At 68.1% G+C, this 15,320-nt stretch carries 17 protein-coding genes; 8 read left to right on the top strand and 9 right to left on the bottom strand.

Going from position 1 to position 15,320, the window contains the following annotated elements; genetic code table 11:
• Positions 1-109 precede the first annotated feature (109 nt).
• Complete coding sequence (gene kstR, locus MKCMC460_RS28100; protein ID WP_236978482.1) at positions 110-709, top strand: cholesterol catabolism transcriptional regulator KstR; 600 nt, start codon at positions 110-112, stop codon at positions 707-709.
• Between the two features lie 102 nt (positions 710-811).
• On the opposite strand, the gene MKCMC460_RS28105 is transcribed toward kstR, so the two are convergent.
• Positions 812-1,891, bottom strand: a complete 1,080-nt coding sequence (locus MKCMC460_RS28105; protein WP_236978484.1) for a substrate-binding domain-containing protein — start codon at positions 1,889-1,891, stop codon at positions 812-814.
• Between the two features lie 126 nt (positions 1,892-2,017).
• On the opposite strand from MKCMC460_RS28105, the gene MKCMC460_RS28110 reads away from it, so the two are divergent.
• Genes MKCMC460_RS28110 through MKCMC460_RS28135 form a run of 6 tightly spaced genes read left to right on the top strand, consistent with a single transcriptional unit; the run spans position 2,018 to position 6,990 of the window.
• A complete protein-coding gene (locus tag MKCMC460_RS28110) occupies positions 2,018-2,926 on the top strand; it encodes a metal ABC transporter solute-binding protein, Zn/Mn family (protein WP_236978494.1) in 909 nt (302 codons plus the stop codon).
• A 10-nt stretch (positions 2,927-2,936) separates the two neighbouring features.
• On the top strand, positions 2,937-3,698 hold the full coding sequence (locus MKCMC460_RS28115; protein WP_236978495.1) for a metal ABC transporter ATP-binding protein: 762 nt from the start codon (positions 2,937-2,939) through the stop codon (positions 3,696-3,698).
• Positions 3,695-4,564, top strand: a complete 870-nt coding sequence (locus MKCMC460_RS28120) for a metal ABC transporter permease (protein WP_236978501.1) — start codon at positions 3,695-3,697, stop codon at positions 4,562-4,564. Before MKCMC460_RS28115 ends, MKCMC460_RS28120 begins: the two co-directional genes overlap by 4 nt.
• A 34-nt stretch (positions 4,565-4,598) precedes the next feature.
• A complete protein-coding gene (locus MKCMC460_RS28125; protein WP_236978503.1) occupies positions 4,599-5,315 on the top strand; it encodes a sensor domain-containing protein in 717 nt (238 codons plus the stop codon).
• The gene (locus MKCMC460_RS28130; RefSeq protein WP_236978504.1) at positions 5,312-6,070 is read left to right on the top strand and encodes a LamB/YcsF family protein; all 759 of its coding nucleotides are present in this window, start codon (positions 5,312-5,314) and stop codon (positions 6,068-6,070) included. Before MKCMC460_RS28125 ends, MKCMC460_RS28130 begins: the two co-directional genes overlap by 4 nt.
• Positions 6,070-6,990, top strand: a complete 921-nt coding sequence (locus MKCMC460_RS28135; RefSeq protein ID WP_236978507.1) for an MBL fold metallo-hydrolase — start codon at positions 6,070-6,072, stop codon at positions 6,988-6,990. Before MKCMC460_RS28130 ends, MKCMC460_RS28135 begins: the two co-directional genes overlap by 1 nt.
• A 6-nt stretch (positions 6,991-6,996) precedes the next feature.
• On the opposite strand, the gene MKCMC460_RS28140 is transcribed toward MKCMC460_RS28135, so the two are convergent.
• From MKCMC460_RS28140 to carD, 8 genes are all read right to left on the bottom strand, one after another.
• Positions 6,997-8,193, bottom strand: coding sequence for a PPE family protein (locus MKCMC460_RS28140; RefSeq protein WP_238305119.1), 1,197 nt, complete (start codon positions 8,191-8,193; stop codon positions 6,997-6,999).
• A 63-nt stretch (positions 8,194-8,256) separates the two neighbouring features.
• The gene (locus MKCMC460_RS28145) at positions 8,257-9,474 is read right to left on the bottom strand and encodes a PPE family protein (RefSeq protein WP_236978510.1); all 1,218 of its coding nucleotides are present in this window, start codon (positions 9,472-9,474) and stop codon (positions 8,257-8,259) included.
• 29 nt (positions 9,475-9,503) lie between these two features.
• Complete coding sequence (locus MKCMC460_RS28150) at positions 9,504-9,803, bottom strand: PE family protein (protein WP_236978512.1); 300 nt, start codon at positions 9,801-9,803, stop codon at positions 9,504-9,506.
• Positions 9,804-10,278: 475 nt separating this feature from the next.
• Positions 10,279-11,211, bottom strand: coding sequence for a 23S rRNA (guanosine(2251)-2'-O)-methyltransferase RlmB (gene rlmB / locus MKCMC460_RS28155; protein WP_236978516.1), 933 nt, complete (start codon positions 11,209-11,211; stop codon positions 10,279-10,281).
• Entirely contained in the window at positions 11,212-12,618 is a 1,407-nt protein-coding gene (gene cysS, locus MKCMC460_RS28160; RefSeq protein WP_236978517.1) for a cysteine--tRNA ligase, read from the bottom strand.
• Positions 12,619-12,655: 37 nt separating this feature from the next.
• Positions 12,656-13,135, bottom strand: coding sequence for a 2-C-methyl-D-erythritol 2,4-cyclodiphosphate synthase (gene ispF / locus MKCMC460_RS28165; RefSeq protein ID WP_236978519.1), 480 nt, complete (start codon positions 13,133-13,135; stop codon positions 12,656-12,658).
• Positions 13,132-13,833, bottom strand: coding sequence for a 2-C-methyl-D-erythritol 4-phosphate cytidylyltransferase (ispD, locus tag MKCMC460_RS28170; protein ID WP_255735373.1), 702 nt, complete (start codon positions 13,831-13,833; stop codon positions 13,132-13,134). The genes ispF and ispD overlap by 4 nt, the downstream gene beginning before the upstream one ends.
• 17 nt (positions 13,834-13,850) lie before the next feature.
• Entirely contained in the window at positions 13,851-14,339 is a 489-nt protein-coding gene (carD, locus tag MKCMC460_RS28175; RefSeq protein WP_007166539.1) for an RNA polymerase-binding transcription factor CarD, read from the bottom strand.
• Between the two features lie 350 nt (positions 14,340-14,689).
• Here carD and MKCMC460_RS28180 point away from each other — a divergent pair, with 350 nt between their 5' ends.
• Positions 14,690-15,262, top strand: a complete 573-nt coding sequence (locus MKCMC460_RS28180) for a hypothetical protein (RefSeq protein ID WP_370653042.1) — start codon at positions 14,690-14,692, stop codon at positions 15,260-15,262.
• Positions 15,263-15,320 lie beyond the last annotated feature (58 nt).

Genomic DNA, 15,320 nt, shown 5'->3' on the forward strand with positions numbered 1-15,320 from the left:
CGGGGAGGTGGGAGATTCACGCCGAGAATGCGTATCGTTTTCAACCATGTCGCCACCGAACGCCAGCCAGGGCCGCGCTCCTGACAATCAGCCTCGCGAGGTTGTGAACGTGGCGGTGCTGGCTGAGTCCGAGCTCGGTTCCGAGGCGCAACGCGAACGCCGCAAGCGCATCCTGGACGCCACCATGGCCATCGCCTCCAAGGGCGGCTACGAGGCCGTGCAGATGCGCGCCGTCGCCGACCGCGCCGATGTCGCCGTCGGCACCCTGTACCGGTACTTCCCGTCGAAGGTGCACCTGCTGGTGTCGGCGCTGGGCCGCGAGTTCAGCCGCATCGACGCCAAGACCGACCGGTCCGCGGTGGCCGGCGGCACCCCTTTCCAGCGGCTGAACTTCATGGTCGGCAAGCTCAACCGGGCGATGCAGCGCAACCCCCTGCTCACCGAGGCGATGACGCGGGCCTACGTGTTCGCCGACGCCTCGGCGGCCAGCGAGGTCGACCAGGTGGAGAAGCTGATCGACTCGATGTTCGCCCGCGCGATGGCCGACGGCGAACCGACCGAGGATCAGTACCACATCGCGCGGGTGATCTCCGATGTGTGGCTGTCCAATCTGCTGGCCTGGCTCACCCGCCGCGCCTCTGCCACCGACGTGAGCAAACGCCTCGATCTGGCGGTGCGGCTGCTGATCGGCAACCACGAGAACTGCTAGTCGCGATCGCAAGCGCGGCCGCAGGCGCGGCCGCAGCGGGTCGCGACCATCGGGCTAGTCGCGATCGCAAGCGCGGCCGCAGCGGGTCGCGCGATGATCGGGCTAGGCCGGCGGCCCGCAGGTACGACCGCGGACCAGCTCGGTCTGCAGCAGTTCGACCACCGGCAGACCGTTGCGTGGCGGATTTAGCACCAACTCCCCCGCCCGGCGACCCTTCTGCAGGCTGGGTTGCGCGACCGTGGTCAACCCGCGTCCGAGCGCTTCCTGCACGCCGTCGAAACCGGTGACGGTCAGCTGCCCCGGCACGTAAATGCCATGTGCGCGAAGGTAATCCATCGCCGACAAGGCCAGGATGTCCGCGGTGCACAGCAGCGCGGTGATCCTCGGATTGGCCTCCAGCGCCACCTTGGCCGCATCCCCGCCCGAAGTCGGCAGATGCTCGTCACTTTCCACCACGGTCAACGAATCCGGGTCCAGGCCGGCGGCCGACATCGCCTCCCAGACACCGATGATGCGCTCACGCTGCACGTCGAACGTCGGGGACCTGAGCCGTTCGGGATCAACCAACCCCTGACGCCGGACCCGACCCAGCCGCATGGTCAGCAGCCCGATCTCGCGGTGGCCGAGCCCTAATACGTATTCGGCCAGCTCCCGCATCGCGGCCCGGTCGTCGATGCCCACCCGGGACACTCCGGCCAGACCAATCGGCTGATCGACGACCACCACCGGCAGCCGCCGCTGCAACACCACCTGCAGATAAGGATCGTCGTCACGGACCGAATACACCACGAAGCCGTCCACCCCGGCGCCCAGGATGGCGGTGGTGCCGTCTTCGATGCTGCGACCGGGGCCGACGGCTACCAGCAGCAGGCCCTGCCCCAGCTCCTCGCACGACTGTGCCACCCCCGCAACGAAATCCCGCGCCGCCGGATCGCTGAACGAGTAAGTCAGCGCCTCGGTCATCACCAGTCCGACGGCGCCGGCCTTGCGGGTGCGCAACGACCGTGCCACCGGGTCCGGTCCCGCGTAACCGAGCCGTTTGGCGGTGTCCAGCACCCGCTGACGAAGTTCGGGCGAAAGCTGATCGGGCCGATTGAAGGCGTTCGAGATCGTGGTGCGCGATACCTTGAGCTCGGCCGCCAACGACGCCAGAGTCGCCCGCCTGCGCGGTGTGGGACTCACGTTTCGTGAGGCTACCGGGCGTTCAGCGGGCGTTCGCGCAGGACGACGCGGTCGACTTTCTAATGGAAACGATTTTCATTATGATGGTGTGTCGGCCTACCGGCCCCGAGAGGACACCGAGTGCGAATGAGCTGGCGCAGACTGCTGCGCGTCGGCGTTCCCGCGCTCGGCTCCTGCCTGCTGGCCGCGACCGCTCTGAGCGGCTGCGCCAGCAATGGTCCTTCCCACCCGGGCGCCGTCGCGGTGGTGGCCTCCACCGAGGTGTGGGGCAGCGTGGCGCGCGCCGTGGCCGGCAACCACATCCCCGTCAAGTCGATCCTCTCCGGCGCGGGCGCCGATCCGCACTCCTACCAGGCCACTCCTGCCGATGCGGCGGCATTGGCCGATGCCGACCTGGTGGTCTACAACGGCGGCGGCTACGACCCCTGGGTCGACCGAGTGCTGGCCGGCCACCCCGACATCCCGGCGGTGGACGCCTACACCTACCTGGGACCGCACGCCGGGTCACCCGACGAACACGTCTTCTACAACCTCGGCGTCGCCAAAGCGGTGGCCACCGAGATCGCCGAACGGCTGGCGGTCATCGACCCGGGCCACTCCGCGGACTATCGCGCCAACGCGGCCACCTTCGGACACGGCGCCGACGCGATCGTCAGCGCCGAACGCGCGATCGCCACCGACTACCCCGCCGCCGGGGTGATCGCCACCGAACCCGTCGTGCATTACCTGCTGGACGCGTCGGGACTGATCGACCGCACCCCGGTGGCCTTCGCCGCTGCCAGCGAGAACGACAACGACCCCGCCCCCGCCGACCTGGCCTCGGTGCTCGATCTGATCAACCACCGGCAGGTCGCGGCGCTGCTGGTCAACCCGCAGACCGCCACCGCCACCACGGCAGATCTGCAAGCCGCCGCCCGCCGGTCGGGGGTACCGGTGACCGAGGTGTCCGAGACCCTGCCGAGCGGTTCGGACTACCTGAGCTGGCAACGCGACACCGTCAACCGGCTGGCCGCGGCGCTGCGGTCCGGCCGCTGATCACCCCGCCATGAGCACTGTCGCGTTGACCGGCGCCCGGCTGGCCTTCGGGAACCGCGTGCTGTGGGACCACCTCGACCTGTCGGTGTCACCGGGCGAGTTCATCGCCGTGCTGGGCCCCAACGGCACCGGCAAGACCTCGCTGCTCAAGGTGCTGCTCGGCCAGCTGCGGCTCAGCGCCGGCTCGGTGCGGGTAGCCGGCCCGATAGGCTATGTGCCGCAACATCATCCGATCGACCCGGACGTGATGTTGCGCGGGCGCGACCTGGTCACGCTGGGCGTGGACGGGCATCGCTGGGGAGCGATGCCGCTGCGCCGGGCGGGTCGGTCCCGCCGCCGCGAGGCGGTGCATCGGGCACTGCAACAGGTCAACGGCGAGGCGCTGGCCGACGTGCGGGTGGGACTGATGTCCGGCGGCGAACTGCAGCGGATGCGCATCGCCCAGGCCTTGGTCAGCGACCCGGCTCTACTGCTGTGCGACGAGCCGCTGCTGACCCTGGACCCGGCCCACGCCCGGACGGTCGCCGGCCTGATCGACCGCCGCCGGCGCGAGGCCGGAACCGCGGTCATCGTGGTCACCCACGAGGTCAACCCACTGCTGCCCTACGTCGACCGGGTGCTCTACCTCGTGGACGGGCGGTTCCGGGTCGGCACCGTCGAAGAGGTGATGACCAGCGAGACACTCTCGACGCTGTACCGGTCCGACATTCAGGTGGTCCGGGTGCAGGACAACTACATCCTGGTCGGCGGGCCGCCCGAGCAGGGCCGATGAACGACCGGCTCACCGACCTGTTCGGTCACCTTTTCGCGTTCGACCTCACCGCCCATCTGCTGCGACACGACTTCGTCCAACAGGCGCTGGTGGCGGCCGCGCTGCTGGGTTTGGTCTCCGGGCTGATCGGGCCGTTCATCGTGATGCGGCAGATGTCTTTCGCCGTGCACGGTTCGGCCGAATTGTCGCTGACGGGAGCGGCATTCGCGTTGCTGACCGGTTTCGAGGTGGGGCTGGGGGCGCTGATCGGCAGCGCACTGGCCGCGGCGCTGTTCGGCATCCTCGGCCGCCGGGACCGGGAACGCGATTCGGTGATCGGGGTGGTGCTGGCGTTCGGGCTGGGTCTGGCGGTGCTGTTCATCCACCTCTACCCCGGCCGCAGCGGAACCAGTTTCGCGCTGCTGACCGGCCAGATCGTCGGGGTGGGGTATTCCGGCCTGACCATGCTCGCGGTGGTGTGCGCGCTGGTGATCGTAGTGCTGGTGATCTGTTATCGGCCACTGCTGTTCGCCACCGTCGATCCCGACGTCGCGGCCGCCCGCGGGGTGCCGACCCGCGCGCTGGGCATCGTGTTCGCCGCACTCGTCGGTGTGGTCGCCGCCCAGGCGGTGCAGATCGTCGGGGCGTTGCTGGTGATGTCGCTGCTGATCACCCCGGCCGCCGCGGCCACCCGGGTGGTGTCCGCGCCGGTCGCGGCAATCGCCGTCTCGACGGCCTTCGCCGAGGTGGCCGCGGTGGGCGGAATCGTGCTGTCGCTGGCGCCGGGCGTGCCGGTATCGGTGTTTGTGGCCACCATCTCGTTCGTGATCTACCTGGTTTGCTGGTTGCTCGGGCGACATCGTCGGAGCCAGCGCATAAGCTGTTGAGCACCCAGTGAGCGAGGTTAGGGGAAGGGGGAAGGTGCGTCAGCAGATTGCCGCAGTAGCCGCACTGACCGGTGCGTGTGTGCTCTTAGCCGCCTGCACGAACATCGTCGAGGGTAAGGCCGCACCCGGCCCGAAAGCCGGGCTGGCGAATCAAGCCGAAATCCCGGTCGGTTCGCTGGACAACGTCTTGCTGGACACCAGCCAGATCAACACCGTGCTGGGCGCCACCTCGATGAAGGTCTGGTTCAGCGCCAAGGTCATGTGGGACTGGAGCAAGAACGTGACCGACATCGGCTGCCTGGCGATCGACGGGGCGGCCCAGGAAAAGGTGTACTCCGGCACCGGTTGGACGTCGATCCGCGGACAACGCCTCGACGACAGCCCCGACAACAGCACCAATCGCTCGAATCTCGCGATCCAGGCCGTCGTCGCGTTCCCGAAGGCGACCGACGCCAACAACTTCTACAACAACTCGGTCCAGAGCTGGAAATCCTGCTCGAACCGTCAGTACAGCGACGTCAACAACTCCGGACACGAAACGGTCTGGTCGGTGAGCGGAGCGAACAACGACAACGGCATGCTGAGTTCGGCCCAGGTAGAACAGGCCGGCGGCGGCTGGGGCTGCCAGCGTGCCTTGACCGTCCGCAGTAACGTCGCGATCGACATCATGACGTGCAAGAACAACGCCAACGGAAACCCCGCGGTCGACATCGCCAACCAGATTGCCGGCAGGATCGCCAAGCTGCAGTGACCCGCATCGATCTCAACGCGGACCTGGGCGAAGGATTCGGCGCCTGGCAACTCGGGGACGACGAAGCCATGCTCGAGATTGTCACCAGTGCCAATTTGGCTTGCGGCTTCCACGCCGGCGACCCGGCCGGACTGCTCCGCGTATGCCGGTCGGCAGCGCAGCGCGGGGTACGCATCGGCGCGCAGGTCGGCTACCGCGATCTGGCCGGATTCGGTCGACGCTTCATCGACGTCGCCCCCGAGGACCTGCTCGCCGACGTGGTGTATCAGATCGGCGCGTTGCAGGCGCTGGCGCACGGTGCCGGCTCGGCGGTTCGTTACGTCAAACCGCATGGGGCGCTTTATAACTCGATTCTCACCCATCGGGAGCAGGCCGCCGCCGTCGCCGAGGCGGTGCATCTGGCGGATCCGTCCTTGCCGGTCCTCGGAATGCCGGGATCGGCGTTCTTCGAAGAAGCCGACCGGCTCGGCTTGCGCACCGTTGCCGAAGCCTTCGCCGACCGCGCCTACACCCCGGAGGGGCATTTGGTCTCCCGCCGCGAGCCCGGCGCCGTGCTGGACGATCCGGCGGCGATCGCCCACCGGGTAACCACCCTGGTCACCTCCGGAGAGCTGACGGCCGTCGACGGCACCACCGTCAAACTGAACGTGGAATCGATTTGCGTGCATGGTGATTCACCCGGGGCCGTCCAGATCGCCGCTGCCGTACGCGACGGCCTGCAAGCCGCCGGCCTGCAGCTGGAAGCGTTCTGCTGATGCGCCTCAAACTGGGTCGTCCCGATCTTGCCGACTATGCGAACCGCTTCGATGTTCCTGTTGCAGAGCAGGATTCGCCGCTATCGGCGACTTGGCTGGGCGTGGCCACCTTGCTACTCGACGACGGCTCGTCGGCGCTGATGACCGACGGTTACTTCTCCCGCCCGGCACTGACGCGGGTGGTGGCCGGCAAGGTGGCACCGTCGGCGGCGCGGGTGGACGGCTGCCTGGCCCGGGCCAACATCTCCCGACTCGTCGCCGTCATTGCGGTGCACACCCACATCGACCATGTCATGGACTCCGCCCTGGTCGCCGAACGCACCGGCGCACAGTTGGTCGGCGGTGAGTCGGCCGCCAATGTCGGCCGCGGACACGGGCTGCCGGAGGACCGGCTCGTCGTCGCGGTCTCCGGTGAACCAATCACGCTGAGCGCCTTCGATGTTACGTTGATCGAGTCACACCACTGCCCACCGGACCGGTTTCCCGGCGTGATCGCCGCGCCGGTGGTGCCGCCGGTGCGGGCGTCGGCCTATCGTTGCGGCGAAGCATGGTCCACGCTGATCCGGCACCGTCCGTCGGGGAGAGGCGTGTTGATCCAAGGCAGTGCCGGTTACGTCCCCGGCGCACTGCAGGGCAGGCAGGCCGACGTCGTCTACCTGAGCGTGGGGCAACTGGGCGTGCAGCCCCGGTCGTATGTCGTCGAGTACTGGAACCAGACGGTGCGCGCCGTGGGCGCCCGCCGCGTCGTCCTCATCCATTGGGACGATTTCTTCCGCCCACTGTCAAAACCGTTGCGGGCCTTACCCTATGCCGGTGACGACTTGGACGTATCCATCCGGGTGCTCGACGAACTGGCCGCACGGGACGGCGTCGGGGTGCACCTGCCAACACTGTGGCAGCGTGCCGACCCCTGGGCTTAGCCGGTTTCAGCCTGCCGCCGGAGGCCTGGTCATGAATGTCAGCCGCTGCCCGTAGGCGGGAGTTCTGCGGCCGTTGCCGGCGTTGACGAACTGCCCGAACGGCGGGGCAACCGGGACATTGCTGCCGACGGCGCCTTCGGCCGCGGCCGAAATAGAGGTGGCGTTGCTGATGGCGGTCACCCCGGATCCGGCCTGCGCGGTCGCCGAAGTCCAGCTCACCGGTACCGACAACCCGCTGCTCAGCGGAACGGCCCGACCCAGGCCCGCCGCAACTCCCCCGACGCTGCTGGACAGTTTGGGTACGGCAGCGGTGGCGGCTTGCGCTGCCGCCTCGGCCGCCTGCGCCGCGCTGCCGATGTCGTTGGCGACGCTGCCGAGTTTGGCGAAGCCCGCGGTTTCGTCGCCCACGAAAAGGGTGTCCTGGAAGAAGAACGCCACCGAATTCATGTACGGCGAAATGTATTTGGTGTAGAGCGGCACGAGGTCGTCGAACGGCGTGTCGGCAACCAGCCACTGATCAATCAAGCTGCCTTCGCCATTCAACGGCGACGAAAGCGTCTGTAGCACATCACCGATTCGTGGTATCAGCTGTGCCCCAACGTTGTTCAGCTGGGTCTGGACGGCCTGACCCGCGCTCTTGAACACCGCTACCGCTTGGTCGGCCACTCCGCCCGGATTCACGACCTCGGCCGGTTCCGGTAACTCGGTCAGCTCGGAGGCTGCCGCCGAACTTCCCGCATAGTTGTACATGGCCGCGGCGTCCTGCGCCCAGAATTCCAGGTAGAGGGCCTCGGTTGCCGCGATCGCCGGGGTGTTCTGCCCGAGGAAGTTGGTCGCGACCAACGCCGCCAGTAGCGCCCGGTTGGCTGCGATCACCGGCGGCGGAACCGATGCCGCGAACGCAGTCTCGAAGGCGGCCGCGGCGGCGAACGCCTGAACCGCCGCCTGCCCGGCCGAGTCGGCGCTGCCGTCCAACCAGCTGATGAACGGTGTGGCGGCCGCGACCAATGCCGCCGAGGCCGGCCCCACCCACGGGCCACCGGTCAGCTCGGAGATCACCGATCGATGCCCCGCCGCGGCGGCGGAAAAGTCCGCGGCCAGTCCGCTCCATGCGGCCGCGGCGGCCAGCATCGGCCCTACCCCCGGCCCGGTGTAGATGCGCCCGGAGTTGATTTCGGGCGGCAAAAGGCCATAGTCGACCATCGCTTGTATCCTCTGATGCCTGTTGACAGCTCAGCTTTGTGAATGTTGCGGTGATCGTGCCGGTTAACCGGCGGCCGGCGGTTTGGCCATGATCGACGGCTTGAAGCCGTACTGCGGGGCATTGCGTCCGTAACCGCCGTTGACGAACTGCCCGAACGGCGGTGCCATCGGGAAGCTGTTGGAGCCTGCCCCCGTCTCCAGAGCGGCCGGAATCGCGCTAGCCACACCGGGATTGGTGGTTGATTGCCATGGGACCCAGTTCGCGGGCACCGACAAGCCTCCGATCGGCACCGCCTTGCCCAGGCTGCCGGCCACCCCGCCCAGACCCGCTCCCAGATTGCCCGCGGCGCCTGCCGCGGCCTGGCCGGCTCCGCTGGCCGCCGCTGCCGCGCCTTCGGCCGCCTTGGCCGCTGCCGGGGCAGCGGGCTTGAGCAGCGTGTTGGCAAGGTTGCCGATACCCGACCAACCGCTGGTGTTCTGCCCGATCGTCTGCGTCGACTGGATCATCGCCGCGAGCGAGTTGACGTACGGCGAAAGGTATTTGCTGTAGAGCGGGACGATGTCGTCGAACGGCGTGTTGGCGACGATCCACGAATCGATCGCGGTGCCCTGCCCGTTGAGCGGCGAAGAAAGCGTCTTCACCACGTCACTGAATTCCGGAACCACCTGTGCGCCTATGGCGTTGAGTTGGTTCTGCACGCCTTGGCCCCCGGCCTTGAAGACCGCGACAGCCTGGTCGGCCAGCCCCTTCGGATCGACAACCTCGGCCGGCGCTGCCAACGGCGTCAATTTGGTTGCCGCCGCGGAACTTCCGGCGTAGGTGTACATCGCCCCCGAATCCTGCGCCCAGAACTCGCCGTACTGAGCCTCGAGCAGCGAGATCGCGGCGCTGTTCTGGCCGAGCAGGTTGGTGGCGACAAGCTGTTGCAGCAGGGTGCGGTTTGCGGCGATCAAGGGTGGGGGGACGCTGGCGGCGTACGCCCTCTCGTAGGCGGCCGCGGCGGCGGTCGCCTGCCGGCCTGCCTCGGCGGCCTGCTCAGAGCTGCTGCTCAGCCACGAAATGAACGGCGCGACAGCCGAAGCCAGCTGCGCCGAAGCCGGACCCAGCCATTGCCCGGTGGTCAACGCCTCGATCACCGAACGATGCCCCGCGGCCGCAGCCTGAAAATCAGCGGCCAGCCCATTCCACGCCGTCGCCGCGGTTACCAGCGAGGCCGCTCCGGGCCCGGCATAGATACGCGCAGAGTTGATCTCGGGCGGCAACATACCGTAGTCCACCATCGCTATGACTCCTATTGCCTCGGGGTCGGTCAGTGCGCCGATGCGGCGTTGGCCGCTTCGGTTTCGGCGTAGGAGCCCCCACTGGTGGCCAATGTCGCCGAGAGCATCGCCTGGATCCTGGACGCCTGCGCGCTCAGCTCCTGAAACCGCTGCGCATGCGTCGCGAACTGCATGGCCGTCAGAATCGACACCTCGTCGACGGCCGCGGGCACCACGGTGGTGATTGGCACGTCAGCAGCCGCGCTACCGACGTTCAGTGCCGCACCCAATGACTGCAGGTTGCTGGCGGCGGCCGCCAAGTGCTCTGGATACGTGCGTACGAAAGACATGCGGATACCTCCGGCGAGACGTGTGGGGTTGCTGCAACACCCAGCTGCGTTGTCTGGGTGTTGCCATTGATGAGCCGTCGTTAGATTCAGGCACTCACGGGGTATTCAGCGCCAAAAAACGGCGCATTATACCCGTAGTTGGTGTTCTAGACCAGAATCAGCGGTCGACTCATGCGACACACAGTAAGTTGAAAGCTATTGCGCAGAAAGCAGAAGCGCCGACTGTTCACCTCGCGAGGACTTTTGTTCAGCGTGCGTTCAATGCAGCGCAAGCGGTACGGCCCAGTGAGCTGCGGAAATGACCGGCCGCGCACTGATCGCCCGGAAGAGTTGTCGGCTCGCCGACGTCTATGAATCCCTTATGCGGCGGCTGGATTCTGTGAACGCTCACAGGAAAGCGGCTGCGCATGACCGAACCGCAACGAGCCGACGCTCGACCCTCGAGGGGTCCGGTGGCCCGGTGTGCGCCCGACGATCACCGAATGCGACGTTGGCGCGCGATCTCGGCGAGCACTACTCCGGCGGCCACCGCGGCATTCAGCGACTCGGTCTGACCGGCCATCGGGATGGACACCACTTCATCGCAGGTTTGGCGCACCAGGCGGGACAGTCCCTTGCCCTCGGAGCCGACCACCACCACGGTCGGGTCGCGGCCGTCGAGCTCGTCCAGCACGGTGTCACCGTCGGCATCCAGCCCGACCACCCGCAGGCCGCGGCCGGCCCAATCCTTCAGCGTCCTGGTCAGATTCGTTGCCCGGGCCACCGGGATCCGCGCCGCCGCGCCGGCGCTGGTGCGCCAGGCCACCGCCGTCACCGAGGCCGACCGGCGCTGCGGGATCACCACGCCGTGGCCGCCGAACGCCGCGACAGACCGCACGATCGCGCCCAGATTGCGCGGGTCGGAGATGTTGTCCAACGCGACCAGCATCGCCGGCGGCGCTGCGATGGCGGCGGCGACCAGGTCGTCGGGGTGGGCGTAGTTGTAGGGCGGCACCTGCAACGCGATGCCCTGATGCAGGTGGTTGGCCGTCATCCGGTCCAGGTCGCCGCGCGGCACCTCCAAGATCGAGATACCGGAATCGGCTGCCCGGGAGACGGATTCGGTGAGCCGCTCGTCGGCCTCGGTGCCCAGCGCAACATAGAGTGCGGTCGCCGGCACCCCGGCACGCAGACATTCCAGCACCGGGTTGCGTCCCAGCACGGTCTCGGCTTCGTCGACCTTCTTGGCAGGGCGCTGCTGCGTCGGCTTGGACCGCTTGGCGGCCGGATGGTGGGGGCGCAGGTGAGCCGGCGGAGTGGGGCCACGGCCTTCCAGGGCGCGGCGCCGCTGGCCGCCCGAGCCGACGGTCGGCCCCTTTTTGCTGCCGGCCTTTCGGATCGCCCCCCGGCGTTGGGAGTTGCCGGCCATCTACTTGCCGCCCCCGCCCAGCGTCCATTGCGGACCGTCCGCGGTGTCGGTGACCTCGATACCGGCCCGCTTGAGCCGGTCCCGGATTTCGTCGGCCAACGCCCAGTTGCGTTCCGCACGGGCCTTCTGCCGGTTTTCCAACTCGGCCCGGACCAGCACGTCCACCGCGGCCAGCGCGGCCAGCGTCTCGTCCTTGGACTCCCAGCGCTCGTCGAGCGGGTCGCAGCCCAGGATGCCCATCATCGCGCGGATGGCGGCGGCGCTGCGCAGGGCGCCTTCGTGATCCCCCGCGTCCAGGGCGCGGTTACCCTCGGCGCGGGTGTGGTGGATCTCGGCCAGTGCCGCCGGGACCGCGAGGTCGTCGTCCAGCGCCGCGGCGAATCGCGGGGTCCATTCCCCGGGGCATACCGCCCCCACCCGGCTGCGCACCCGGTGCAGGAACTCCTCGACACCGACGTAGGCGTTGACCGCGTCCTGCAGTGCGGTCTCGGTGAACTCCAGCATCGAGCGATAGTGCGCGCTGCCCAGGTAGTAGCGCAGTTCGGCGGGACGCACCCGCTGCAACATCGCCGGGATGGCCACCACGTTGCCCAGCGATTTGCTCATCTTCTCGCCGCCCATCGTCACCCAGCCGTTGTGCAGCCAGTAACGGGCGAACCCGTCCCCGGCAGCGCGGCTCTGGGCGATCTCGTTCTCATGGTGCGGGAAGATCAAATCCATTCCGCCGCAATGGATGTCGAACTCGGGACCCAGATAGGTGCGGGCCATGGCCGAGCATTCGATGTGCCAGCCCGGGCGGCCGCGCCCCCACGGCGACGGCCAGGACGGCTCGCCGGGCTTCTCGCCCTTCCACAGGGTGAAGTCGCGCTGGTCCCGCTTGCCGGTGGCCACCCCCTCGCCCTGGTGGACGTCGTCGATCCGGTGCCCGGACAGCTGGCCGTAGTCGGGGTAGCTGAGCACGTCGAAGTAGACGTCGCCGGCCGCTGCGTAAGCGTGCCCGGTTTCGATCAGCCGTTGCATTAATTCGATCATCTGGGTGATGTGGCCGGTAGCCAGCGGCTCCGCCGAGGGCGGCAGGACGTCGAGGGCGTCGTAGGCCGCGGTGAACGCGCGCTGATGGGTCGCGGCCCATTCCCACCACGGCCGCCCCGCGGCGGCCGCCTTGTTCAGGATCTTGTCGTCGATGTCGGTGACGTTGCGGATGAAGGCGACGTCATAGCCACGCGCCAGCAGCCAGCGGCGCAGGATGTCGAAGGCCACGCCGCTGCGGACGTGGCCGATGTGCGGCAGCCCCTGCGGAGTTGCGCCGCACTGGTAGATGGAGACGTGCCCGGCCCGCAGCGGCAGAAAATCACGCACGGCGCCGGTCGCCGTGTCATGGAGCCGCAGGACGGCACGATCGGTCACGACGTGCCAGCTTACTGCCTATGCCCTGCGGTCCCATTCAGCGGAGCGGAATCAGCATCGCCGTCGCGATAGCTGCCAGGCCCTCGCCACGTCCGGTGAGACCGAGTCCGTCGGTGGTGGTGGCCGCCACCGATACCGGCGCGTTGAGCAGCCGGGACAGCACCGCCTGAGCCTCGGAGCGTCGCGGACCGATCTTCGGCCGGTTACCGACCACCTGGACCGCGGCATTACCCACCCGGTATCCCTCGCCGGTGAGCAGCGCCACGACGTGCCGGAGCATGTCGGCGCCACTCACCCCCTGCCAGCGCGGATCGTCGACACCGAACACACCGCCGATGTCGCCGAGCCCGGCGGCCGAGAGCACGGCGTCACACAAGGCATGCACCGCCACGTCGCCGTCGGAGTGGCCGGAGCAGCCGTCCGCACTGGGGAACAGCAGACCCACCAGCCAGCACGGGCGGCCGGGCTCGATCGGGTGGACGTCCACCCCCAACCCCACCCGGGGCAGCTGCATCATCGGCCCACGATCGACTTGGCCAGCAACAAGTCCAGCTGGGTGGTGATCTTGAAGGCCAGCGGATCGCCGTCGACGACCTGGATCTGGCCGCCGATCTGCTCCACCAGTGCTGCATCGTCGGTGAACTCGGCTCCACCTGGCCGTGCGAAGGCCTGTTGGTAGGCGCGCAGCAGCAGGTCGGTGGCGAAACCCTGCGGTGTCTGCACCGCCCGCAGCCCGGCCCGCTCCGGGGTGCCCAACACCACCCCGTTGGCGTCGACGGCTTTGACGGTGTCCGACAGCGGCAATCCGGGCACCACGGCGTCGTGGCCCGCCCGCAGCGCGTCCACAACCCGCACGATCAGCGACGGTGGCGTCAGCGCGCGCGCTGCGTCGTGCACCAGCACGAACGACGGACGCGACCCGGAAAGCTCGGAAATGGTTGAAAGCGCCAGATTCACCGATTCGGGACGGCTGCGGCCACCGGCCACGATCGTCGCCAGATGTCCGAGGATCAGTTTGGCCTCGTCGGTGCGGTCGGCGGGCACCGCCACGATCACGCTGTCCACCACGCCGGACGCCCGCAGACCTTCGACGGCCCGCTCGACCAGCGACTCACCCTCGAGTTGATAGAACGCCTTCGCCATACCGGCGCCGAGCCGCTCACCGGACCCCGCGGCCGGGACGATCGCGACTACGTCTTCGGCTCCCGTGCCCACTCAGAGCCCCGGGCTATTCAGGAGGCGGCAGCCAGAACCTCGTCCAGGATGGTCTCGGCCTTGGCGTCGTCGGTGCTCTCGGCCAACGCCAGCTCACCGACCAGGATCTGCCGCGCCTTGGCCAGCATCCGCTTCTCGCCCGCCGACAGGCCTCGCTCCTGGTCACGACGCCACAGGTCACGCACGACCTCGGCAACCTTGTTCACGTCGCCGGAAGCCAATTTTTCGAGGTTGGCCTTGTACCGGCGCGACCAGTTGGTGGGCTCCTCGGTGTGCGGAGCACGCAGCACCTGGAAGACCTTGTCCAGACCTTCCTGGCCTACGACATCGCGGACGCCGACGTACTCGGCGTTGTCGGCAGGGACTCGAACGGTCAGGTCGCCCTGCGCAACTTTCAAGACGAGATACTCTTTTTGCTCCCCTTTGATGGTTCGAGTTTCGATCGCCTCGACTAACGCAGCACCGTGGTGTGGGTAGACAACGGTGTCACCGACCTTGAAGATCATCTGATTCGAGCCCCTTTCGTTAATTCAGTCTAACACGCGGGACCGACGCGTGCGGATCAACGGTGCAGGTCAGGGGCATGCCACGCGCATATTGAGGGTTGACAGGCGGGCTCTGACGTGCAGGGGGACCAGCTCTGGCGTCGCATTCGGCCCCGGTGCACGGGCCCGAATCCGCCCATAAAGAATAGCTGGTCGACCGGTCCGAAATTCAACGGGGACCGGGACGGGGCCCGCCCAGATGTCCGGCAGGGGTCCGGCGCCCGACATCGGGAGTCCCGCGCTACCGCGGACGGTGCCTTGCTACTACTGTGCATAGTTGAAATTCGGGGTTGAGCAGCAGGAGGCACTGAGTGAACCGCTTCGACATCCGCCTGCCGTTGCGCCCGGCCAGGCTCACCACCTGGCTGGCGGCCGTCGGCTTGGCCGCGACCGTGCTCACCGGCTGCGGAACCGGCCAGATCGCCCAGACCGCGGCGCAGGAGCCCGCCGTCAACGGCAACCGGGTCACCATCGGCAACTTGGCGCTGCGCAACATCCGCATTCAGGCCACCCAGACCGGCGACTTCCTGCAGCCCGGCCGCAGCGTGGAACTGGCCTTCGTGGCGGTGAACAATTCGGCGGACGTCGACGACCGCCTGACCGGCATCAGCAGCGACATCGGCCCGGTGGCGCTGTCCGGGGACGCCAAGCTGCCGGCCGGCCGGATGCTCTTCGTCGGGTCGCCGGAGGGGCAGGCCGCGGCGCCGGGGCCGCCCGGACCCAACGGGGCCGCCAAGGCGACCGTCAACTTGACCAAGCCGATCAGCAACGGCCTGACCTACAAGTTCACCTTCAAGTTCGAGAAGGCCGGCGAGGGCAGCGTCGAGGTGCCGCTGGCCGCCAGCTCGGAACAGCCGCGCGAACAGGGCGCCAACCACTCCTAGGCCCGCCGGTCCGGCCTGTCGGCACCGGCCTGTCGGTCGCCGGAGATACGGTCACGGC

This window comes from Mycobacterium sp. 20KCMC460 (assembly GCF_022179425.1).
Classification (GTDB): Bacteria; Actinomycetota; Actinomycetes; order Mycobacteriales; family Mycobacteriaceae; genus Mycobacterium; species Mycobacterium kiyosense.

Coding starts and splice junctions, on each gene's coding strand:
- MKCMC460_RS28110 (WP_236978494.1), top strand. CDS start 2,018: ATGAGCTGGCGCAGACTGCTGCGCGTCGGCGTTCCCGCGCTCGGCTCC.
- MKCMC460_RS28115 (WP_236978495.1), top strand. CDS start 2,937: ATGAGCACTGTCGCGTTGACCGGCGCCCGGCTGGCCTTCGGGAACCGC.
- MKCMC460_RS28120 (WP_236978501.1), top strand. CDS start 3,695: ATGAACGACCGGCTCACCGACCTGTTCGGTCACCTTTTCGCGTTCGAC.
- MKCMC460_RS28135 (WP_236978507.1), top strand. CDS start 6,070: ATGCGCCTCAAACTGGGTCGTCCCGATCTTGCCGACTATGCGAACCGC.
- MKCMC460_RS28140 (WP_238305119.1), bottom strand. CDS start 8,193: ATGGTCGACTATGGCCTTTTGCCGCCCGAAATCAACTCCGGGCGCATC.
- MKCMC460_RS28145 (WP_236978510.1), bottom strand. CDS start 9,474: ATGGTGGACTACGGTATGTTGCCGCCCGAGATCAACTCTGCGCGTATC.
- MKCMC460_RS28150 (WP_236978512.1), bottom strand. CDS start 9,803: ATGTCTTTCGTACGCACGTATCCAGAGCACTTGGCGGCCGCCGCCAGC.
- rlmB (WP_236978516.1), bottom strand. CDS start 11,211: ATGGCCGGCAACTCCCAACGCCGGGGGGCGATCCGAAAGGCCGGCAGC.
- ispF (WP_236978519.1), bottom strand. CDS start 13,135: ATGATGCAGCTGCCCCGGGTGGGGTTGGGGGTGGACGTCCACCCGATC.
- carD (WP_007166539.1), bottom strand. CDS start 14,339: ATGATCTTCAAGGTCGGTGACACCGTTGTCTACCCACACCACGGTGCT.